This window comes from Pseudomonas sp. FGI182 (genome assembly GCF_000511325.1).
In the GTDB taxonomy this organism is placed as follows: Bacteria; Pseudomonadota; Gammaproteobacteria; order Pseudomonadales; family Pseudomonadaceae; genus Aquipseudomonas; species Aquipseudomonas putida_Z.
This window is the reverse complement of record NZ_CP007012.1, coordinates 2048011-2070725: the sequence shown is the minus strand read 5'-3', so window position 1 is coordinate 2070725 and position 22715 is coordinate 2048011. Positions and strand designations below refer to the sequence as shown.

At 65.9% G+C, this 22715-nt stretch carries 19 protein-coding genes; 14 read left to right on the top strand and 5 right to left on the bottom strand.

Annotated elements, in window-relative coordinates; translation table 11 throughout:
* The first annotated feature begins 37 nt into the window (after positions 1-37).
* From C163_RS09295 to C163_RS09250, 10 genes are all read left to right on the top strand, one after another.
* Positions 38-1033: an ABC transporter substrate-binding protein gene (locus C163_RS09295; RefSeq protein ID WP_025338516.1), complete on the top strand. Its 996-nt coding sequence runs from the start codon at positions 38-40 to the stop codon at positions 1031-1033.
* Positions 1033-2049 carry an iron ABC transporter permease gene (locus tag C163_RS09290; protein WP_025338515.1) on the top strand — a complete coding sequence of 339 codons (1017 nt, stop codon included), beginning with the start codon at positions 1033-1035 and terminating at the stop codon, positions 2047-2049. The genes C163_RS09295 and C163_RS09290 overlap by 1 nt, the downstream gene beginning before the upstream one ends.
* Complete coding sequence (locus C163_RS09285) at positions 2046-2834, top strand: ABC transporter ATP-binding protein (RefSeq protein ID WP_025338514.1); 789 nt, start codon at positions 2046-2048, stop codon at positions 2832-2834. Before C163_RS09290 ends, C163_RS09285 begins: the two co-directional genes overlap by 4 nt.
* A gap of 16 nt (positions 2835-2850) precedes the next feature.
* A complete protein-coding gene (locus tag C163_RS09280) occupies positions 2851-4191 on the top strand; it encodes an OprD family porin (RefSeq protein ID WP_025338513.1) in 1341 nt (446 codons plus the stop codon).
* Positions 4192-4399: 208 nt separating this feature from the next.
* Positions 4400-4879 carry a hypothetical protein gene (locus C163_RS09275; protein WP_025338512.1) on the top strand — a complete coding sequence of 160 codons (480 nt, stop codon included), beginning with the start codon at positions 4400-4402 and terminating at the stop codon, positions 4877-4879.
* Between the two features lie 77 nt (positions 4880-4956).
* The gene (locus tag C163_RS09270; protein WP_025338511.1) at positions 4957-6528 is read left to right on the top strand and encodes a sensor domain-containing diguanylate cyclase; all 1572 of its coding nucleotides are present in this window, start codon (positions 4957-4959) and stop codon (positions 6526-6528) included.
* Positions 6529-6792: 264 nt separating this feature from the next.
* A complete protein-coding gene (locus C163_RS09265; protein ID WP_025338510.1) occupies positions 6793-7569 on the top strand; it encodes a ParA family protein in 777 nt (258 codons plus the stop codon).
* 134 nt (positions 7570-7703) lie between these two features.
* Complete coding sequence (locus C163_RS09260) at positions 7704-8114, top strand: DUF2946 family protein (protein ID WP_025338509.1); 411 nt, start codon at positions 7704-7706, stop codon at positions 8112-8114.
* A 70-nt stretch (positions 8115-8184) separates the two neighbouring features.
* The gene (locus C163_RS09255) at positions 8185-10335 is read left to right on the top strand and encodes a TonB-dependent siderophore receptor (protein WP_025338508.1); all 2151 of its coding nucleotides are present in this window, start codon (positions 8185-8187) and stop codon (positions 10333-10335) included.
* A gap of 329 nt (positions 10336-10664) precedes the next feature.
* Positions 10665-12002 carry an MFS transporter gene (locus C163_RS09250; protein WP_025338507.1) on the top strand — a complete coding sequence of 446 codons (1338 nt, stop codon included), beginning with the start codon at positions 10665-10667 and terminating at the stop codon, positions 12000-12002.
* Positions 12003-12136: 134 nt separating this feature from the next.
* Here the strand turns inward: C163_RS09250 and C163_RS09245 are convergent, their stop codons facing one another.
* The 3 genes from C163_RS09245 to C163_RS09235 form a co-directional block, all read right to left on the bottom strand.
* A complete protein-coding gene (locus C163_RS09245) occupies positions 12137-15283 on the bottom strand; it encodes an efflux RND transporter permease subunit (RefSeq protein WP_025338506.1) in 3147 nt (1048 codons plus the stop codon).
* A gap of 16 nt (positions 15284-15299) precedes the next feature.
* Positions 15300-16499, bottom strand: coding sequence for an efflux RND transporter periplasmic adaptor subunit (locus tag C163_RS09240; RefSeq protein WP_025341166.1), 1200 nt, complete (start codon positions 16497-16499; stop codon positions 15300-15302).
* Between the two features lie 159 nt (positions 16500-16658).
* Positions 16659-17879, bottom strand: a complete 1221-nt coding sequence (locus C163_RS09235; RefSeq protein ID WP_038408053.1) for a TolC family protein — start codon at positions 17877-17879, stop codon at positions 16659-16661.
* A 327-nt stretch (positions 17880-18206) separates the two neighbouring features.
* Between C163_RS09235 and aroQ the strand changes: the two genes are divergently transcribed.
* Together aroQ and C163_RS09225 are read left to right on the top strand one after the other, a co-directional pair.
* Complete coding sequence (aroQ, locus tag C163_RS09230) at positions 18207-18656, top strand: type II 3-dehydroquinate dehydratase (RefSeq protein ID WP_025338505.1); 450 nt, start codon at positions 18207-18209, stop codon at positions 18654-18656.
* Entirely contained in the window at positions 18653-19501 is an 849-nt protein-coding gene (locus tag C163_RS09225; protein WP_025338504.1) for a shikimate dehydrogenase, read from the top strand. Before aroQ ends, C163_RS09225 begins: the two co-directional genes overlap by 4 nt.
* Positions 19502-19620: 119 nt before the next feature.
* On the opposite strand, the gene C163_RS09220 is transcribed toward C163_RS09225, so the two are convergent.
* Entirely contained in the window at positions 19621-20157 is a 537-nt protein-coding gene (locus C163_RS09220; RefSeq protein ID WP_177325756.1) for a thioredoxin family protein, read from the bottom strand.
* Positions 20147-20422 carry a DUF2790 domain-containing protein gene (locus C163_RS09215; RefSeq protein WP_025338502.1) on the bottom strand — a complete coding sequence of 92 codons (276 nt, stop codon included), beginning with the start codon at positions 20420-20422 and terminating at the stop codon, positions 20147-20149. Before C163_RS09215 ends, C163_RS09220 begins: the two co-directional genes overlap by 11 nt.
* 220 nt (positions 20423-20642) lie before the next feature.
* On the opposite strand from C163_RS09215, the gene C163_RS09210 reads away from it, so the two are divergent.
* Positions 20643-21383, top strand: coding sequence for a response regulator (locus tag C163_RS09210; protein ID WP_003250463.1), 741 nt, complete (start codon positions 20643-20645; stop codon positions 21381-21383).
* Positions 21380-22666, top strand: coding sequence for a HAMP domain-containing sensor histidine kinase (locus C163_RS09205; protein ID WP_025338501.1), 1287 nt, complete (start codon positions 21380-21382; stop codon positions 22664-22666). The genes C163_RS09210 and C163_RS09205 overlap by 4 nt, the downstream gene beginning before the upstream one ends.
* Positions 22667-22715 lie beyond the last annotated feature (49 nt).

The following is a 22715-nucleotide window of genomic DNA, read 5'->3' as shown; positions in this document are numbered from 1 at the left end:
TTCCTCACCCGAACTGTCCGATAGGAGATCGCCCAGCATGCTGCCCCGTTTTGCCACCCTGCTCACCGGCCTGGCCCAGGCTGCTGCCACCCATTACCCGCTGACGGTCGACAACTGCGGCAAGCCGCAAACCTTCGCCCAGGCGCCGCAACGCACGGTCACCATTGGCCAGGCCGGTACCGAGATGCTCTACGCGCTGGGGCTGGGCGACAAACTGGCGGCCACCTCGCTGTGGTTCAACAACGTGCTGCCCGAGTACCAGGTGCAGAACGCCAAGGTACCGCGCCTGGCCGACAACGAACCCAGCTTCGAGGCGGTAGTGGGCAAGCGCCCGCAACTGGTGACGGTGCAGTTCGAATGGATGGTCGGTGCCCAGGGCGTGGTCGGCACCCGCGAGCAGTTCGATGAACTGGGCATCCCCACCTACCTGCTGCCGTCGGATTGCGAAGGCAAGGACAACCTGGTGGGCGCCGATGGCACCCGCCTGCAGGCGTTCCAGGTCGACACTATCTACAAGAGCGTCAGCCAGCTGGCGGCAATCTTCGATGTGCAGGACCGTGGCACGGCCCTGAATGCCGAACTCAGAGGCCGCCTGGACAGTGCCAAGGCACAACTGGCCGACAAGGACCTGTCCGCCACCTCGGCGCTGTTCTGGTTCTCCAGCGCCGACCTGCATATCGACCCCTACGTGGCGGGCCGCCAGGGGGTCGCCGACTTCATGCTGCGCACCCTCGGCGTGCGCAACGTGGTCGAGTCCAGCGAAGAATGGCCGACCGTAGGCTGGGAAACCCTGGCCAAGGCCAACCCCACCTGGCTGATCATTGCCCGCATGGACCGCCGTCGCTACCCCGCCGACGACTACCAGAAGAAGCTGGCATTCCTGCGTAGCGACCCGGTAACGCGCAACATGGACGCGGTGAAGCACGATCGCATCATCATCCTCGACGCCGACGCCATGCAGGCCGGCATTCGCTTGTTCAGCGGCCTGCAGACACTGGCCACCGCCTTCGCCAGCGGCAAAGCAGCCCAGTGATGATGCGCCTGTTACCCTTCATCGCCGTTGCCCTGGCCGCCCTGTTGGCGGCCCTGCTGGCCGGCACCGCCATCGGCGAAACCAACCTGTCGCCCGGCGTGGTCGGCCAGGTGCTGGCCAACCACCTGTGGCAGGCCGGCTACCCGGTCGACCCGATCGACGCCGGCATCGTCTGGAACTACCGCCTGCCCCGCACCCTGGTTGCTGCGGCCTGCGGCGCCGGCCTGGCCACCTGCGGCGTGATCCTCCAGGCACTGTTGCGCAACCCGTTGGCCGAGCCTTACTTGCTGGGGCTGTCTGCCGGCGCCTCGACCGGTGCGGTGCTGGTGGGCCTGCTGGGCTTCGGCAGCCTGGCGCTGAGCATGTCCGGCGGTGCCTTCATCGGCGCCCTGGCAGCGTTCGCCCTGGTGCTGGTGCTGGCTCGGGCAGCCGGCCCCAGCAGCAACAATGCCCAGGTGATCCTTGCCGGGATCGCCGGCTCGCAACTGTTCAACGCCCTTACCGCCTTCCTCATCACCATGTCGGCCACCGCCGAGCAGGCGCGCGGCATCCTGTTCTGGCTGCTGGGCAACCTCAGTGGCGTGCGTTGGCCTTCGGTGTGGCTGGCCGTGCCAGTTGTACTGTTCGGGCTGTTGGTGTGCCTGTGGCATCGCCGTGCCTTGGATGCCTTCACCTTCGGTGCCGACTCGGCGGCGTCGCTGGGCATCCCGGTGCGGCGTACCCAGTTGCTGCTGATCAGCTGCGCGGCGCTGGTGACCGCCGTGATGGTGTCCATCGTCGGTGCCATCGGTTTTGTCGGGCTGGTGATCCCCCATGCCCTGCGCCTGCTGCTCGGCCCCGGGCACAGCCGCCTGCTGCCCGCCAGCGCACTGGGTGGGGCACTGTTCCTGATTGCCGCCGACATTCTGTCGCGCACCTTGATCCCGGGCCAGGTGATCCCCGTTGGCGTGGTCACCGCGCTGCTCGGCGCACCGGTCTTCGCGCTGATCCTGGTCAGCCGCCGGGGGCGCCCATGACGGTCATGACGGCGCTACAGATGGCCCCCTTGAGTTGCCAGAACCTGGGGCTGCAACTGGCCGGCAACACCGTGCTCAGCGATATCGAACTGAGCGTTGTCGCCGGTGAAACCCTGGGCATCGTGGGCCCCAACGGCTCCGGCAAATCCTCGCTGCTGAAGGTGCTGGCCGGGCTGCGCAAGCCAGGCAACGGCAGCGTGCAACTGCTGGGCGAACCGCTGGCACGGTTGCCCCGCCGCCGTGTCGCCCAGGCCTTGGCGCTGGTCGAACAGCAGGCCGACACCCTCGATGCGATCAGCGTGTTCGATGCCGTTGCCCTGGGCCGCACCCCCTGGCTGTCGGCGCTGGCGCCGTTCTCCCGGGAGGACCGCACGATCGTCGAGCAGGCCCTGGCCGACCTCGACGCCCTGCACCTGCGCACCCGCCTGTGGGGGTCGCTGTCCGGTGGCGAGCGCCAGCGCGTGCACATTGCCCGTGCCCTGGCACAGCGGCCGCAGGTGCTGCTGCTGGACGAGCCGACCAACCACCTGGATATCCAGCACCAGCTGAGCCTGTTGCAACAGGTGCAGGCCCTGCCGGTGACCACCCTGGTGGCCCTGCACGACCTCAACCAGGCGCTCACCTGCGACCGCGTCGCGGTGCTCGACAAGGGCCGCCTGGTCGCCCTCGGCAAACCGCTCGAGGTACTTACACCCGAGTGCCTGCTGAACACCTTCGGCGTGCACGCCCATTACCTCATCGACCCCTTCGACGGCGCGCACATCCTGCGTTTTCGCGCCCCCTGAACAGGAAGTTCTGCCCATGCCGCGCCCTGCCGTTTTGCTGCTCGCCAGCGCCCTGCTCGCGCCCCCTGCGCTGGCCGACTCCGCCAAGTCGCAAAGCAACGGTTTTGTCGAGGATGGCCGCTGGAGCCTGCTCAACCGCAGCGTATTCGACCAGCGCGACTACAAGCATGGCGGGCGCAACAGTGCCGGGCGCAACGCCTACAAGCCGCGCGATGAACGTAGCGGCAAGGCCGAGGAATGGGCCTATGGCCTGATGGGCACCTTCCGGTCCGGTTTCACTCAGGGGCTGATTGGTGTCGGGGTCGACGCCCACGCCTACCTGGGCGTGCAACTCGACAGCGGCGGCGGGCGCGTGGGCAAGGCACGCTTGCTCGGGGTGGATAACGAGGGGCACCCGAAGAACGAATACAGCCGTGCCGGCGCGGCACTGAAACTGCGCATGTCCGATACCGTGCTGTCCTACGGTGAGCAACGGGTCAAGACCCCGGTGTTCAGTTCCTCCGACAGCCGCCTGCTACCCGAGACCGCGACCGGGTTCTTCCTTGACAGCACCGAGTTCGAGCACCTCAGGCTGGTGGCCGGGCACTTCAACGAAAACGCCGACCGCAATGCTTCCAGCCACGACCAGGGCTTCGTGGTGAACTACTCCAATGGCCGTCAGGGCAACAGCTTCGATTTGGCCGGCGTGGTGTGGAACCCCGGCGCCGCCTTCAGCGGCAGCCTGTACACCTCACGCTACCAGGACAGCTGGAACCAGCACTACCTGGGCAGCACCCTCAGCCATGCCCTGGATGAGCGACGCAGCCTCACCCTCGACCTCAACCTGTACCGCACGACCGACACCGGCAAAGCGCTGTCCGGGCACATCGACAACACCACCTGGAGCCTGGTCTCGCGGTACGACCATGGGCCGCACGGTTTCAGCCTGGGCTGGCAGCAGGTGGACGGCAACACGCCATTCGACTACGTGACGCGAGGGGCAATCTTCATTGCCAACGCGGTGCAGATGTCGGACTTCAACGCGCCGAACGAGAAATCGTGGCAGGCGCGCTATGACCTGAACATGGGCGCCTACGGCGTACCGGGGTTGAACCTGACGGCGTTGTACGTGCGCGGGTTCGATATCGACGGCAGCCATGTCGACCCTGCGGGCGGGTATGCGTACCTGGGGTATGGCAAGGGGGGCAAGCATTGGGAGCGCGACCTGGAGGCACGGTATGTGGTGCAGAGCGGCAAGGCCAAGGGCGCCGCGTTTTCGCTGCGGCATAACGTGCATCGGGGCAATACGGCGCAGGCGGAGCTGGATGGGGACCAGATACGGTTGGCGGTGGAATGGCCGTTGGGGGGTGGGTTCTGATGCTCCGCGTTGCCTGAATGGGGCTGCTTTGCAGCCCATCGCGACACAAGGCCGCTCCTACAGGGATCGCGCTTGGCCAGATCTGTATGCGAATCCCTTGTAGGAGCGGCCTTGTGTCGCGATGGGCCGCACAGCGGCCCCCAAAATCCATCAGGCAACCACAACTGCCGTATAATCGGCAGCACTCACTGCCCAACCAGGCCACGCCATGCCTCGCCTCCAGAAGTTGCTGCTGCCCCTGCTGCTGACTGCAGCCCTCACCGCCTGCGACCAGAAACCCTCCCGTGAAGAACAGATCCTGGCCCAGCTGCCGCTGCAGGATGCCTACACGCACAACATCGAGCGCATGGCCGCGCTGCTCGGCCGCACGCACCCGCAGCTGCCGCAGGCGACCATCCAGGACGTGCTGCGCAAGCACCTGACCGTCGAGGACCAGCGCCAGGACCTGTTCCGCCTGTACAGCGAAAAGAACTTCAGCGATGCCGAGTTCGCTACCATCGTCGAGGCCACCCAGGACCCGGCCAAGGCCCGTGCCCTGGAAGACACCGAGGCCGGCAAGCGCCTGAGCGAAAAGCTCACCACCCTGATGCGCGAATCGGCCCGCGACGCGAAGGTACAGGCCCTGGCCGAGCAGCGCATGCAGCAGGTGGAAGACGAACTGGACGCGTTGGAAAAGGCAGGCTCCTGAACACGGTTCCCCACTGCGCTCATAAGGCGTAAGGTTGTTCCCATTTCGTAGCTGTTTTCGATCACCCGAGGTCAGGATTGCCACACGCCAAGCACGGACTGCGCCTGGGTCTACGCACACTCATTCTGGTGCTTTGCGCCCTTACCGCCGTGGTCATGCTGTGCGCCAGCTACTTCGCCAGCTACCGGGTGCAACGCCAACTGCTGATCGACCATGCCCTGGAAGCCAACCGGGTGTATGCGATGAAGCTGGCAAGCATCACCGAGACCTTTATCGACAACGCCTTGCAGCAGCTGTCGTTCAGCGCGGGCGTGCAAGGCCGCCAGCTAGGTGACGCCGTCGCCCTGCAGGCGGAGGCCGAGCGTGTCCTGAGCCAGAGCATGGCCTTCAATTCCACCTTCGTGATCGATGCCAACGGGGTGCTGCTGGCGATTTCCCCCGCCCCTTTGCGGCACCTGGTCGGCAGCCACATGCATTCGCCCGGTGTCCAGGAGGCGCTGCAGGCGCGCCGCCCATTGGTGTCGACGCCCTACATATCGGCGGCCAACAACCTGGTGGTGGCGCTGTCGCAACCCATTTTCGACAGCAATGGCCGCTACCTGGGGTATGTCGGCGGCAGCCTGTACCTGCGTGAACGCAACATCCTCAACAGCCTGCTGGGGGAGCATTTCTACAAGGATGGTTCCTACCTGTACGTGGTCGACCGCAACCGGCGTCTGCTGTACCACCCCGACAGTCAGCGGGTGGGTACGGTGGTTGAGGGCAATGCACTGATCGACCAGCTGGCGGGCCTGGGCAATGGTACCCGTCAATTGACCAACAGCCTCGGCGTGGAAATGCTCGCCGGATACGCCACCGTGCCCAGCGCCGGTTGGGGCGTGGTGGCGCAGCAGCCGCTGACCCAGACAGTGACGCCGCTTAGCCACCTGATCCTCAACGTGGTCGGCACCTCCGCACCGTTGGCGCTGGTGGGCAGCGTGCTGCTGTGGTGGCTGGCCATGACCATCGCCCGGCCGCTGTGGCAGCTGGCCGCCGGCGCCCGCTCGATGGACCGGGCCGGCACTGCCGAGCGCCTGCATCGGGTACCGGCCTGGTACTTCGAGGCGGCCGAGCTGAAGCGCGCGCTGCTGTTCGGGCTGAACCTGCTGCATGAACGCATCGGCCGACTCAACCGCGACGCCCAGACCGATCCGCTGACCGGCCTGGGCAACCGCCGCAGCCTGGAGTTCAGCCTGTCGTTGCTGGAAGCCGAAGGCCGGGCGTTTGCGGCCATCGTGCTGGATGTCGACCATTTCAAGCGGGTAAACGACTGCCACGGGCATGAGGTGGGTGATCAGGTGTTGCGCCGGTTGGCGGAGCTGATGCGCCGCTGCTGCCGCGAGGGTGACCTGCTGTGCCGCACCGGCGGCGAGGAATTCCTGATGCTGCTGCCGGGGGCCGGCCTGGACGTTGCGGCAGTGGTGGCCGAGCGGCTGCGGGTGACGGTGCAGGATACGCCAGTGGAGCCGGTGGGGGCGGTGACGGTGTCGCTGGGGGTGGCGCATTGGGATGGCGAGACCGAGAGCGAACCGGGGGATGCGTTGAGCGAGGCTGACCGGGCGCTTTACCGGGCCAAGCAGGAGGGGCGCAATCGGGTGGTTGTTGCCTGAACGCCCTTGCTTGCCTGTTCCGGCCTCTTCGCGGGTAAACCCGCTCCCACAGGTACCCCGCAGCCCTCAAGGGCGGTGCATAACCTGTGGGAGCGGGTTCACCCGCGAAAGGGCCGGAACAGACACTACACAGCTCAAGGCAAACCGATTGCCACATGACGGAATGAACTTGGCAGGCTGTAACATTCCTTGTCATAAAACTGTCTTGTTCCAGTCATAGGATTGACCCCAACCTGACATTTTCACTTCATGGATGAGCGTCTAATGCGTCGTGTGGTTTTCAATCAGAAAGGTGGCGTCGGAAAGTCCAGCATCGCCTGCAACCTTGCCGCCGCCAGTGCCGCCGAAGGCTACCGGACCTTGCTGGTCGACCTCGACCCGCAGGCCAATGCCACCTACTACCTGACCGGCCTGGTCAATGACGCCATTCCTTCCGGCATCGCCGATTTCTTCCGCCAGACCTTGTCGCCAGTCACCGCTGCCGGCAAGAAGCACCGGGTGGCGATCACCGAAACCCGTTACAGCAACCTTCACCTGGTGACCGCCAGCCCCGACCTCAGCGACCTGCAAGGCAAGCTGGAGAGCAAGTTCAAGATCAACAAGCTGCGCAAGCTGCTGGTGGAACTGGGCGAGGACTACGAGCGGATCTACATCGACACCCCGCCGGCGCTCAACTTCTATACCTTCAGCGCGCTGGTGGCGGCCGAGCGGCTGTTGATCCCGTTCGACTGCGACAGCTTTTCGCGCCAGGCCCTGCACTGCGTCATGGCCGAGGTCGAAGAACTGCGCCAGGACCACAACCCGGCGTTGCAGGTGGAAGGTGTGGTGGTCAACCAGTTCGCCGGGCGCACCGCGCTGCACCAGACCCTGGTCGAGCAATTGCGCGGTGAAGGCATGCCGGTGCTGCCGGTGTACCTGAGCAGTTCGATCAAGATGCGTGAATCGCACCAGGCCTCGGTGCCGCTGGTGCACCTGGCGCCGCGGCATAAACTGGCGCTGGAGTTTGTTGATTTGCTGGATGTACTGGAGCGTGCGGCCTGATAGAACCCTGGGGACGCTTTGCGCCCCTTTCGCGACGCAAGGCCGCTCCTACAAGGGATCGCGTCAATTGCAGCCCCAAAATATCAAGCCCGAAGCACTACCCGACCGTTCATCCGGATGGTAGATTCGCCGCCATGAAAACCACCCGGCATACCCGCACGCTGACCGCCTGGACGCTCTACGCCAGCGTCCTGTTCAGCCTGGTTCTGTGCGGCCTGCACCATGGCCAGATGGGTGGCCTGCGCCTGGCCGGCCTGGAAGGCGGTTTCTGCTCGGTCAACAGCGAACACGGCGTTGCCATCGACCTGAATGGCGCCGGCGGCGACCAGCACATGGCCCAGCTCGACTGCCCGGTGTGCTCCTCGTTCGGCCTGGCCGTGCCGCTCAGCAGCAGCGGCTGGTCGTTCACCCCGGCGCAAGCCGTGGCCACATCGCCCATCGTGGTGCGCAGTTGGGCGCAACCGCCGCCGCGCTATCAACGCCCCGCCCTCAACCCCCGCGCCTCCCCCGTCGCTTTCCCCGCAGCCGTACTTCATTTCGCCTGACCTCAGCCGGGCGCGCCTGACTGCGCGCGCTCGCGGTCAGCCATGACCTTTGCGTGGAAGACACACCAACATGCTTCGCAAAACCTCCCTGGTGCTCCTCATGGGCACCTGCAACCTTGCCTGGGCGGATGCTGCCCCGGTGGAACTGAGCGCCACCACCATCGACGGTGAACGCGACGCCGCCAGCGGCGTGCAACTGGACGAGCCGATCCGCACCGGTTCGCGCCTGGGCCTCACCGCGCGGGAAACGCCGGCCTCGGTCAGTGTCTCGGACCGCCGCCTGATCGAGGAGCGCGGCGCCAAGGACAGCCAGGACGTGATCAACGCCATGACCGGCGTCAATGCCTCGGCCAACCCCGGCTTTGGCGGCTTCGTCGCCTACCGCGGCTTCACCCAGAACCAGGTTACCCAGTTGTACAACGGCATCAACCTGGGCTACAGCAGCGCCACCCGGCCAGTGGATGCCTGGGTGCTCGACCGCGTCGAACTGATCGGCGGGCCATCGTCGTTCCTGCATGGCGCGGGCGCGGTGGGCGGCTCGATCAACTACATCACCAAGCTGGCCAGCCGCGATCAGCAGACCATCGACGGCCGTATCCGCCATGGCAGCTTCGACGACAGCGAAGTGGCGTTCGGCATCAACCAGGCACTGGCCAGCAACCCCGCCGATGCCCGCCACTTCATGCGCCTGGACTTCAGCCGCGGGCAGGGCAACGGCTACATCGACCGCAACGAACGGCAGACCGACAGCCTGGCCTTCTCGTTGCTGAGCGACCTCACGCCCAACCTCACCCACACCCTGGCCCTGGAGTACCAGGAAGACCGCGAAGACAGCCCTTACTGGGGCTCGCCGATCCTGCCCGGGCGCAGCACGATGAAGATCGATAACAGCCGTCGCTTCGAAAACTACAACGTCGGCGACGGGCGCTATGAGCAGCGGGTACGCTGGCTACGCTCGATCCTCGACTACCAGCTCAGCGATAGCACCAGCGTGCAGAACACGCTGTACCACTACAACGCCCAGCGCGACTACCGCAACCTCGAACGCTACAGCTACACCAGCGATGGCAAGGTACGGCGCAGCAGCCCTTACCTTCAGCGCCACGACCAGAACCTGCTGGGCGACCGCATCGAGCTGCGCCACGACAACCAACTGTTCGGCCTGGCCAGCCAGTGGTCGCTGGGGCTGGAGTACTCGCGCATGCGCCAGACCCTCTACCCCACCTCGAGCAGCTGGAGCGATGTGGTCGATGCCGAGCACTTCGACCCCGGCAGCTTCGACGACATCCCCGGGATGAATGCCGGCCTGACCAAGCAACGCCGCCACGAGGTGACCAACCGCGCGGTGTTTGCCGAAAACCGCCTGCAACTCACCGAACGCCTGGCCCTGCTGACCGCCCTGCGCTACGACTATCTGGACATGCAGGTGACCAACTACGGCGCGGTGACGCCAACCTCGCCGGCGTTCTTCGAACGGCGCTGGGAGCCGCTTTCCGGGCGTATCGGCCTGACCTACGCGCTGACCCCATCCGCCAGCGTCTATGCGCAGTACAGTACCTCTGCCGACTTGCCGGCCGGCTCGCTGGCGGCAGCGACCTATTCCAACGTCGGGCTGTTCGACCTGTCCAAGGGCGAGCAGTGGGAAGTGGGCAGCAAGTTCGACTTTCTCGACGGGCGCGGCGCAGCCACGCTGGCGCTGTACCAGATCGTGCGCAAGGACTTTGCCGTGCGCGACTCCAACGACGCCAACCTCACCGTCCAGGCCGGGCAGCAGACCTCACGCGGTGTCGAGTTGTCCGGGCGCCTGCAGGTGACGCCGAAGCTGCTGGCCGAGGCCAACTATGCCTATGTCGATGCGCAGTACGACGAGTTCAACGAGGCGGTCAACGGCGTGTCGGTATCGCGCAAGGGCAACGCACCGGTGAACGTACCGGCCAGCGTCGCCAACCTGTGGCTGACCTACAGCCTGACCCCGGCGTGGTCGGTGGGGGCAGACGGGCGCTACGTGGGCTCGGTGTATGCCGACAACGCCAACAGCCTCAAGGCCCCGGCGTACACCCTGTTCGGCGCGTTCGCCCGCTACCGGCTGGATGAACACACCACGCTGACCGGGCGGGTACGCAACCTGACCGACGAGGTGTATGCCAAGCAGGCCTACAACAGCCAGTACTACATGGGGCCGCCGCGTACCTTCGAGCTGGCGCTGGACATGCGCTTCTGAGCCCATGGCCTGTCTTGCATGAACATCCCGGCCTGCATTGGCTCTTGTGGGAGCGGCCTTGCGTCGCGAAAGGGCCGCAAAGCGGCCCCGGCGATGTCAGTGGCGAAGCTGCAATCGAGGGGCCGCTGCGCAGCCCTTTCGCGACACAAGGCCGCTCCCACAGTGGACCGCGCCAAGCGAACAGCTCGCGGTTGATTCAGGTATCCCGAGGTCGCCCTCGACAAAGCGCCTTCCAGCGCCCGGCTATCTACTGGCAAGCACAACAATGATGGCGCGGCCCGACCGCGCCACTTTCATCATGCCTGCCAATGGAACCGGAGAGCACTCGCATGCCCGCACCTCACGAGGTATCCCCCGCCACCCTGCGCCGGGTGATCGCCGCCTCGGCCATCGGCAATTTCGTCGAATGGTTCGACTTCGCCGTCTACGGCTTTCTCGCTACCCTAATCGCCAGCCAGTTCTTCGCCAGCGAAGACGCCAGCGTGGCCTTGCTCAAGACCTTTGCGGTGTTCGCCGTGGCGTTCGCCCTGCGCCCGCTGGGCGGCATCGTGTTCGGCGCGCTGGGTGACCGCCTGGGGCGCAAGCGCATCCTGTCGCTGACCATCCTGCTGATGGCCGGCTCCACGACCCTCATCGGCCTGCTGCCGACCTACGCCAGCATCGGCCTGGCAGCCCCCGCGCTGCTGACCCTGGCGCGCTGCCTGCAGGGCTTTTCCGCCGGTGGCGAGTATGCCGGGGCCTGCGCCTACCTGATGGAGCATGCGCCCAACGACAAGCGCGCCTTCTATGGCAGCTTCGTACCGGTGTCGACCTTTTCCGCCTTTGCCTGCGCTGCAGTGATCGCCTATGGCCTGGAAGCCAGCCTGTCGGCCGAGGCGATGAACGCCTGGGGCTGGCGCATCCCGTTCTTGATCGCCGCGCCGCTGGGGCTGGTCGGCCTGTACCTGCGCTGGCGCATGGAAGAAACCCCGGCGTTCCGCGAAGCCATCGCCCAGGGCAAGGAGCATGAACATTCGCCGCTCAAGGAAACCCTGCGCAACCATGGCCGGGCGATCCGCAACCTGGGGGCCTTCATCTCGCTGACCGCGCTGTCGTTCTACATGTTCACCACCTACTTCGCCACCTACCTGCAACTGGTCGGCAACCTGACCCGCGCGCAATCGCTGCTGGTAACCACCGTGGCCCTGCTGTTCGCCGCGGTCGGCTGCCCGCTGGCCGGGGCGTTCTCGGACCGCGTCGGGCGGCGCAAGACCATCGGCTTTACCTGCCTGTGGGTGATGCTGTGCGTGTTCCCGGCGTACTGGCTGGCCAGTTCCGGCTCGATGTCCGGTGCGCTGCTGGGGGTGATCCTGCTGGCGGTGGGGGCGTTGTGCAGTGGCGTGGTCACGGCGGCATTGCTGTCGGAAAGCTTCCCTACCCGCACCCGCTATACCGCTTCGGCAATTACCTACAACGTGGCCTATACGCTGTTTGGCGGCACCGCACCGCTGGTGGCGACCTGGCTGATCGGGCAGACCGGTAGCAGCCTGGCACCGGCGTTCTACCTGGTGGTGATTGCACTGGTGGCGTTGGTGGGTGGGTTGGCGTTGCCGGAGACTTCGCGGATTTCGTTGCATGATGAGGCGGGGGGCGACGGTGCTAGGGCTGGGACTCGTCGTACTGTTTGAGAATTTGGGGCCGCTTTGCGGCCCATCGCGACACAAGGCCGCTCCTACAAGGGATCGCGTCAATTTGCGGCTGATGCGGTCCCCTGTAGGAGCGGCCTTGTGTCGCGATGGGCTGCAAAGCAGCCCCAGGATTCTCAACCCTCCTGCACCTCTTCCCGCCGATACGCCCACTGATACAACGCCGGCAACACCAGCAAGGTCAGTGCGGTGGACGACAGAATCCCGCCAATCACCACGGTCGCCAGCGGCCTTTGCACCTCGGCCCCGGTCCCGGTCGCCAAGGCCATCGGGATGAACCCCAGCGACGCCACCAGTGCCGTCATCAGCACCGGCCGCAAGCGCGTCAGCGCGCCCTCCTCGACCGCTGCCCGCAGCGTGCGCCCCTCCTCCCGCAAGCTACGGATAAAGGCGATCATCACCAGCCCGTTGAGCACCGCCACCCCTGACAAGGCAATGAACCCCACACCAGCGGATATGGACAACGGAATGTCCCGCAACCACAGCGCCAGCACCCCGCCGGTAAGGGCGAACGGGATGCCGGTGAACACCAGCAGGCCATCCCTGAGGTTGTTGAACATCATCAGCAACAGCGCCATGACCAGCAGCAAGGCCACCGGCACCACCACCTGCAGGCGCTCGGCCGCCGACTGCAGCTGCTCGAACTGGCCGCCCCAGCGGGTCCAGTAACCCGGCGGTATCTGCACCTGCTCGATCAGCGTCTGCTCGGCCTCCTCGACGAACGAACCCAGGTCGCGCCCGCGCACGTTGGCACTGACCACCACCACCCGCTTGCCATCCTCGCGGCTGACCTGGTTCGGCCCCAGCTGCAGGTTCAGCGTGGCTACCTGTGACAGCGGGATGAAGCCGATTTGCCCGGCACCCGCAGCAGCACTGGCCGGCACCGGAATCAGCAGGCTGCCCAGCCCGTCGACATCGGTGCGCAGGGGTTCCGACAGGCGCACCACCATGTCGAAACGGCGGTCACCTTCGTACAGCGTGCCGGCCGTGCGGCCACCCACGGCAATGGCAATGGCGTCCTGCACATCACCCACGTTAAGGCCATGGCGGGCCGCCTTGTCGCGGTCGATATCGATGGTCAGCACCGGCAGGCCGGTAGTCTGCTCGACCTTTACCTCGGACGCGCCCGGCACGCCTTGCAGGCTGCTGGCGATCTGCGCGGCTGTGCGGTTGAGCACATCCATGTCATCACCGAACAGCTTCACCGCCACATCGCTGCGCACCCCGGAAATCAGCTCGTTGAAGCGCAGCTGGATCGGCTGCGACAGCTCGTAGTTGCTGCCCGGCACGCTGGCGGCGGCACGTTGTACCTCGGCGATCAGCTCATCACGCGGCTTGCCCGGGTCGACCCATTGCTCACGCGGACGCAGCATCACATAGGCGTCGGAAATGTTCGGCGGCATCGGGTCGGAGGCGATCTCGGCGGTGCCGGTGCGGGCGAACACCCGCTGCACTTCCGGCACCTGGGCGATGATCGCCTGTTCCAGGCGCTGCTGCATGTCGACCGACTGCGACAGGCTGGTGCCCGGCACGCGCAAAGCCTGCAGGGCGAAGTCGCCTTCGCTGAGGCTGGGGATGAATTCGCTGCCCATGCGGCTGGCCATAACCCCGGACAACAACACCAGGGTGGCGGCGCCAGCGAACGCCAGCTTGCGCCGGCCCAGCACCCAGGCCAGCACCGGGGCATAGCGCTGACGCGCCGTGCGCATTACCAGGCCTTCCTCTTCCTTGACCTTGCCGGTGACGAACAGGGCAATGGCCGCCGGCACGAAGGTAACCGAGAGGATCATGGCACCGAGCAGGGCGATGACCACGGTAAAGGCCATAGGGTGGAACATCTTGCCCTCCACCCCGGTCAGGGCAAAGATCGGCAGGTACACCACCATGATGATCAGCTGGCCATAGATCAGCGGCCGACGCGCCTCACGGGCGGCAGCGAACACTTCATGGAAGCGCTCGGTGCGGGTCAGCATGCGGCCATGGCGTTGCTGGGCGTGGGCCAGGCGGCGGATGGCGTTCTCCACGATCACCACCGCGCCGTCGACGATGATGCCGAAGTCAAGTGCGCCCAGGCTCATCAGGTTGGCGCTGACCTTGTTGCTGAACATGCCGGTGAAGGTGAACAGCATCGACAACGGAATGACCATGGCGGTGATCAGCGCAGCGCGTATGTTGCCCAGGAACAGGAACAACACGGCGATAACCAGAATGGCACCTTCGACCAGGTTCTTCTTCACCGTGGCGATGGCCTTTTCCACCAGGTTGGTGCGGTCGTACACCGTCACCGCGACCACGCCCTTGGGCAGGTTGCGGTTGATCTCGACCAGCTTGGCGGCAACCGCCTGGGACACCGTGCGGCTGTTCTCGCCAATCAGCATGAAGACCGTGCCCAGCACCACTTCCCGGCCGTTTTCGGTGGCCGCGCCCGAGCGCAGCTCTTCGCCCAGGCCGACCTGGGCAACATGGCTGACGCGGATTGGCGTGCCATCGACACTGGAGATGACGATGTTGGCGATGTCCTCGGCCGACGCCACCTGGCCTGGCGCGCGAATCAGCAACTGCTCGCCATTGCGCTCGATGTAGCCGGCGCCGACGTTGGCGTTGTTGCGCTCCAGCGCCGCGATCAGGTCGTTGAGGGTGAGTTTGTAGGCCGCCAGGCGCTTGGGCTCCGGCGCAATCAGGTACTGCTTGGCATGGCCGCCGATGCTGTTGACCTCGGCCACCCCGGGCACGTTGCGCAGCTGCGGCTTGATGATCCAGTCCTGAATCACCCGCAAGTCGGTCGGGGTGTAGGGCGTGCCGTCTTCCTTCAGCGCGCCCTGCTCGGCTTCCACCGTCCACAGGAAGATTTCACCCAGCCCGGTGGAAATCGGCCCCATGCCCGCTTCGATGCCGTCGGGCAACTGCTCACGCGCCACTTGCAGGCGCTCGTTGACCAGTTGGCGGGCGAAGAACAGGTCGGTGCCGTCGTCGAAAATGACCGTGACCTGCGACAGGCCCGAGCGCGACAGCGAGCGGGTCTGCTTGAGCCCGGGCAGGCCGGCCATGGCGGTCTCGATGGCGAAGGTGATGCGCTGCTCGGTCTCCAGCGGCGAATAGCCGGGTGCGGCGGTATTGATCTGCACCTGGACGTTGGTGATGTCCGGTACAGCGTCGATCGGCAGTTTCTGGTAGCTGTGGATACCCACCGCGGCCATCAGGACCACGGCCAGCATCACCACCAGGCGCTGCTCGATGGCGAATTGGATCAGGCGTTCGAACATGCAGGCGTCCCCGTGATCAATGGCTGTGCTCGGCCGAGCCTTTGCCCAGCTCGGACTTGAGGACAAAGCTGCCGGCAGCGGCCACCTGGGTTCCGGCGGCAAGGCCGGTGGTGATTTCCACCTGGCCGGCGTCGCGGCGGCCGGTCTTCACCGGGCGGGCCTCGAAGCCTTCCTCGGTACGGGCAAACACCACGGTCTGCTCCTCCCAGGTTTGCAGGGCGCTTTGCGGTACAACCACGGCGGCGTTGAAGCGTTCGACGCTGACCGCGACATTGACGAACAGCCCGGGGCGCCAGGCGCCGTTGGGGTTGGCCAGCGTGGCGCGAACAGTGGCGGCACGGTTCTGCTCGCCGAGCAGGCTGCCGACGTAGTTGACCTTGCCCTCGACCTGGGCGCCCAGGTCCGGCGCGCTGACCGTGACATTGCGGCCGGTGGTCACCTTGTCCAGGTCGCGCGGGGCGACGGCGAAGGTGGCCCAGACCCGGCTCAGGTCAGACAGGGTGAAGGCATTGCTGGTCTCATCGACCACCTCGCCCACGGTCAGGTGCTTTTCCACCACCACTGCATCGAACGGCGCGCGCAGTTCATAGCGGTTGCCGGCGCCGGCCGGGCCCACGGCGGCGACCTTCTGCCGGGCGTTGGCCAAGGCAATCTCGGCTTCCTGCAACGCCTGACGGGCCTGCAGGTAATCCTGCTCGGCACTGATGCGTTCCTGCCACAGCTGCTGTTCGCGCTGGAAGGTCAGGCGCGCCAGTTCCAGGCGGCGCTGGGCAGCCTGTTGTTCGCTGCGCAGGTCGGAAATCTGCTGGCTGGCGATTACCGCCAGCACCTGACCACGCTTGACCGCCTGGCCCAGCTCGGCTTGCACCGACTCGACCACACCGGGCACGCGTGGCACGACGTGGGCGGTACGGTCCTCGTCGAAGCGGATTTCACCCGGGAAGCTGATGGCGGTGCCCAGTTCACGAGGGCCGGCATTGGCCAGTTGCACACCGGCAGCTTCGATCTGGGCGATGGACAGGTGCAGCTTGCCCTCCTCTTCTTCGTGGCCTTCGCCGGCCTGTTCCTCGCCGTGGCCGTGGCTGTCTTCGCCGTGGTCGTCGTGCCGGGCTTCAGTGCCTGACGCGTTGCCGAGGTTGCCGGTCCAGGCCAGGCCACCGAGGCCAAGCGCGGCAATGGCCACGGCCAGGAGGGCGAGCTTGCGTGGGTTGTTCATTGTTGCTCCTGCTGTTGAATGCAAATGTCCTGCGCTGATGCCATCGCCTGTAGGAGCGGCCTTGTGTCGCGATCGGGCCGCAGAGCGGCCCCAGGTTCTCGACGGCATGCACACATTGCCGGGGCCGCTCTGCGGCCCGATCGCGACACAAGGCCGCTCCTACAGTGAACCGAGGTCGCCATAGATCCGCTCGACCTGCGCCCGCGCGTCGGTCGCCGAGGCCAGCGCCTCGAGGTACAGCCCGCGCGCCTCGATCAGCGTGCGCTGGGCGTCGAGCACATCGAGAAAGGCGAACTTGCCCATTTCGAAACCGCGTGTGGCGGTGTCCACGGCCTGCTGGGCAGAGGGCAGGATGGTGCGGTCATAGGCCTGCACTTCCTGCATGGCCGTGGCCCACTGGCTGACGGCGCTGCGGGTTTCACTGCGCAGGCGCAGCTCCACGGCGTTGCGCAGGTCACGCGCCTGGTCGGCACGGCGGGCCGCGGCCAGCACGTTGCCCTGGTTGCGGTCGAACAGCGGCAAGGGCATCGACAGGCCCACCACATTGACCCGCTCGCGGTCTTCGCGGCTGTACTGGCTGCCAAGGCTGACGGTGAGGTTGGGAATGCGCAGGGCCTTTTCCGAACCCAGGGACGCTTCGCCGCGCTCGACCTGGGCGGCGGCAAGACGCCATTCAGCCGTTTGCTCGACCTGGTCGAGCAGGGCGTCGGCGCTGGGCGCATCACCGGGGGACAGATTGGCGGCCTGCAACTGGTCGAAGCTTGCCAGCGGGCTGCCGGTCAACCGTGCCAGGGCCTGGTAAGCCACACTGCGCTGGGTTTGCGCACGGCGCACTTCGGCCTGGGCCTGGGCCAACTGCACCTGGGCCCGGGTGGCCTCCACTGGCGATGACTGGCCAGCGGTCACCCGCCCCTGCACCACTCGCAGCCCACGCTCGGTCAACGCCTGCGATTGCTGCGCCAGCTCCAGCGCGGTCTGCGCGCGCAGGGCCGCGTGGAACGCCTGCACCACATCGGCCCGCAGGCCGTTGCGCTGGCGCTCCAGGTCCAACTGGGCAATGGCCTGGCCGGCACCGGCCACGGCGATGCGTGCACCGCGCTTGCCGCCCAGCTCCAACGGTTGGCTGAGGGTGACAGTGGTGGTGCTGGTGTCACGGCGGGTGTCCTCGACCTCCCAGGACAGCTCCGGGTTGGGGATCAGCCCGGCCTGGCGCCGCTCGCCATCGGCAATGCCGATTTCCCGGCCGGCCGCGGCCAGCTCCGGGTTCTGGGCAAAGGCGGCGTCAAGCGCCTGCGGCAGGCTCAGGCTCTGGCTGGCCTGGGCGCTGGCGGCAACAGCCAGCAACAGGCAGAGCAAGGCGGTCTTGCGGGGGATGGGCACGAAACAGATCCTCGTCGGCGAGCTTTGGCGAGGGACTGTAGAAAGCCGCGCTTATCGGGGCGGTGGCGGGAAAATTACAATTTTGTAATCCAGTCCGCGTTTCTCTGTAGGAGCAGCCTTGTGCTGCGAAAAGGCCGGTACTGCCACAGCAGATGTAATGGCATTGCCGGCCTCTTCGCAGCACAAGGCTGCTCCTACAGAGGGTGTGTACATGCTGAGGGTTCGATAATCGCCCACTTTCCCGGTACAGCGGTTTAGTCCAATTGACTAAACTAACCAGTCGGTACAAAACTAGACGCATCCAACAACAACAAAGCGATGCCCGTCATGAAGCCCCTCATTCTCGTGCTCAACGGCCCCAACCTGAACATGCTGGGCACCCGCGAGCCTGCCCAATATGGCCACGAAACCCTCGCCGACCTGGCCCAGGGTTGTGCCGATACCGCCCATGCCCACGGCCTGGAAATCGAATTCCGCCAAACCAACCACGAAGGTGAACTGATCGACTGGATCCATGCCGCCCGTGGCCGCTGCGCCGGCATCGTGATCAACCCCGGTGCCTGGACCCATACCTCGGTGGCCATCCGCGATGCCCTGGTGGCCAGCGAAGTGCCGGTAATCGAAGTGCATCTGTCCAACGTGCACAAGCGCGAACCGTTCCGTCACCTGTCGTTCGTATCGTCCATCGCCGTCGGGGTCATCTGCGGCCTGGGCAGCCATGGTTACCGCATGGCCATCAGCCACTTCGCCGAAATGTTGCAGGAGCACAGCGCATGAGCCAGCAAGCCATCCTCGCCGGCCTGATCGGCCGTGGCATCCAGCTGTCGCGCACCCCTGCCCTGCACGAACACGAAGGTGATGCCCAGGCGCTGCGCTACCTGTATCGGCTGATCGATGCCGACCAGCTGCAACTGGACGACAGCGCCCTGCCCGGCCTGCTCGACGCCGCCCAGCACACCGGTTTCACCGGGCTCAACATCACCTACCCGTTCAAGCAGGCGATCCTGCCGTTGCTCGACGAACTGTCGGACGAAGCCCGCGGCATCGGGGCGGTGAACACCGTGGTGCTCAAGGACGGCAAGCGGGTCGGCCACAACACCGACTGCCTGGGCTTTGCCGAAGGCTTGCGCCGTGGCCTGCCTGATGTGGCACGGCGCCAGGTGGTGCAGATGGGTGCCGGTGGTGCCGGTTCGGCCGTGGCCCATGCCCTGCTGGGTGAAGGGGTCGAGCGGCTGGTACTGTTCGAAGTGGACGCGGCCCGTGCGCAGGCCCTGGTAGACAACCTGAATGCCCACTTCGGTGCCGGGCGCGCCGTGGTCGGCAACGACCTGGCCACGGCCCTGGCCGAAGCGGACGGGCTGGTCAACACCACACCGGTGGGCATGGCCAAGCTGCCGGGCACACCGCTGCCGGTGGAGTTGCTGCATGCGCGCCTGTGGGTGGCGGAGATCATCTACTTCCCGCTGGAGACCGAACTGCTGCGCGCCGCCCGGGCGCTGGGCTGCCGCACCCTGGATGGCAGCAACATGGCCGTGTTCCAGGCGGTGAAGGCGTTCGAGCTGTTCAGCGGGCGCCAGGCGGATGCGGCTCGGATGCAGGCGCACTTTGCCAGTTTCACCTGACAGACAGGGGTTGGCTTCTTCGCGGGCTTGCCCGCTCCCACAGGTACTGCGCAGATTTCACTGATTACGCAAATCCCTGTGTGAGCGGGCAAGCCCGCGAAGAGGCCGGCACAGACAACTCACCCTTTTTCATCCAGCAACGCCTGTATCACCTGCTCCTGCCCACCATAATCCCCCTCGCCAAAGTGCACATGGCGCACCTGCCCCTTGCGGTCGACAAAGTAATGCGCCGGCCAGAACTGGTTGCCCCAGGCATTCCACACCTTGTAGTCGTTATCCACCGCCACCGGGTAACCAATCCCCAGGCTGGCCACCTTGTCACGCAAGGTGCCTACATCGTGCTCGTAGTCGTACTCCGGGGTGTGCACGCCGACCACCACCAGGCCCTGGTCGGCATAGCGCCGCGCCCATTCGTTCACATGCGGCAGGCTGCGCCGGCAGTTGATGCAGTCCCAGGTCCAGAAGTCCACCAGCACCACCTTGCCCTTGAGCCCGGGGCCATCCAGCGGCGCCGAGTTCAGCCACTGGCTGGCGCCGGACAGCGACGGCATGGCACCGTAGCTGTCGCGGGCCATCAGGTGCCCGGCCAGGCCCAGGCCGGCCAGCGCCAGGGCAACGCCGCCAACCTTCAACAACAAGCGGCGATCAATTCTCATGGCAACCGCCGGTGGCGTAGGTGCGGTACTGCACGCTCTGCTGCTGGCCCTTGGAGTCGAGGTAGTCCATGCGGGTGTTCACCAGGCCGCAGGCGTCGCTCTGGTCATCCTGAATCGACAGCACTTTCTTCACATCCAGGTGGTCACCGTAGCGGTACTGCATGACCCCGGTATCGTCCATCGGCATCGTGGAGGCCTGGGCGGCAATGGCGCCAAAGCTGAGCACGGCGAACAGGCTGGCACGGGCGAAGGTAATGAAGTTCATGGCATCTCTCCTGTGTAACGCTTGAGGGTGGGGAGTTGTGCTCCCCGGTCGAGAGCCATTTCACGCCGGCCAGGTATCCCGTATGTGTCGCCCGAAGCTGTGATGTGCTTCCTCCTGTGTCTGTACACATGCCAGATACACTGCAATACAAACCCCCGCAGGCAAGCGCGAATGCGCTCGGTACACTGCGCCCATCCCCTCTTGCACAGGAACGCAGCGCATGGAACACGTCGATCACATCCTGATCGTCGACGACGACCGCGAAATCCGCGAACTGGTCGGCAACTACCTGAAGAAGAACGGCCTGCGCACCAGCATCGTCGCCGACGGCCGGCAGATGCGCGCCTTTCTCGAAGCCAACAGCGTCGACCTGATCGTCCTGGACATCATGATGCCCGGCGACGACGGCCTGCTGTTGTGCCGCGAGCTGCGCGCCGGCAAGCACCGCAACACCCCGGTGCTGATGCTGACCGCCCGCAACGACGAAACCGACCGTATAATCGGCCTGGAAATGGGCGCCGACGATTACCTGACCAAGCCGTTCTCGGCCCGCGAACTGCTGGCCCGCATCAACGCCGTGCTGCGCCGCACGCGCATGCTGCCGCCCAACCTGACCATCAGCGAAAGCAGCCGCCTGCTCGGCTTCGGCCAGTGGCGGCTGGACACCACCGCGCGCCACCTGCTCGACAGCGAAGGCACCCTGGTAGCCCTGAGCGGTGCCGAATACCGCCTGCTGCGGGTGTTTCTCGACCACCCGCAGCGGGTGCTCAGCCGTGAGCAGTTGCTCAACCTGACCCAGGGCCGCGAAGCCGACATCTTCGACCGCTCCATCGACCTGCTGGTCAGCCGCCTGCGCCAGCGCCTGGGTGACGACGCCCGCGAACCCAGCTGCATCAAGACCGTGCGCAGCGAGGGCTACGTGTTCTCGCTGCCGGTGCAACTGCTCGAGTCACCATCATGAAATGGCCACGTACCCTGGCCTCGCGCCTGGCACTGATCTTCTTCACCGGCCTGGTGCTGGCCTACGGCCTGTCGTTCGGCCTGCAGGCCTACGAGCGCTACATCAGCAGCCGCTCGATGATGCTCAGCACCCTGGAGCAGGACGTGGCCACCTCGGTGGCCATCCTCGACCGCCTGCCCGCGGCCGAGCGCGCCGCCTGGTTGCCGCGCCTGGAGCGGCGTACCTACCGCTACCGGCTGGACCAGGGCCTGGCGGGCGAAGCCATGCCGACCAGCGACCCGCCCATGGCCGCCGACTCGATCGTCAAGGCCATTGGCGCCGACTATCGCCTTTCCTTCCAGGAAATACCCGGCCCGAATGCGCACTTCCAGGCACACCTGACCCTGGCCGATGGCGCACCGCTGACCATCGACGTAACCCCATCGCCGGTCCCGGTGGCACGTTGGCTGCCCGTGGTGTTGCTGATCCAGTTGGCCGTGCTGTTGCTGTGCACCTGGCTGGCGGTACGCCTGGCGATCGGCCCGCTGACCCGCCTGGCCCGTGCGGTGGACAACCTCGACCCGGACAAGCCTGGCGTGCAGCTGGATGAAAGCGGCCCGCGCGAGGTGCGCTACGCCGCCGTGGCCTTCAACGCCCTGCAGGCGCGCATCGCTGCCTACCTCAAGGAACGCATGCAGTTGCTGGCGGCCATTTCCCACGACCTGCAAACACCGATCACGCGCATGAAGTTGCGTGTCGAAGTGATGGACGAAGGGGTGGAAAAGGACAAGCTGTGGAGCGACCTGGGTGAAATGGAACACCTGGTGCGCGAAGGCGTGGCCTATGCCCGCAGCATGGACACCAGCACCGAGGCCCCGTGCCGGGTCAACCTCGATGCCTTTCTCGACAGCCTGGTGTTCGACTACCAGGACAGTGGCGCCCAGGTCGAGCGCCATGGCAGCAGCGGCAGCCTGCTGGAAACCCGCCCGCATGCCCTGCGCCGGGTGCTGGTGAACCTGGTGGACAACGCCCTCAAGTTTGCCGGTGCTGCCGAACTGGAGGTGTGCCGCGAGGGCGACAGGACGTTGATCCGCGTGCTCGACAACGGGCCAGGCATACCCGGCGGCGAACTGGATGAAGTGCTCAAGCCGTTCTATCGCGTGGAAGGTTCACGCAACCGCAGCACCGGCGGCACAGGGCTGGGGTTGGCGATTGCCCATCAGCTGATCCAGGCCATGGGTGGCCGACTGACCCTGAGCAACCGCGCAGGCGGCGGGCTGTGCGCGCAGATCGAGCTGAAGTAAGGCAATCTCAGGTAGGAGCGGCCTTGTGTCGCGATCGGGCCGCAAAGCG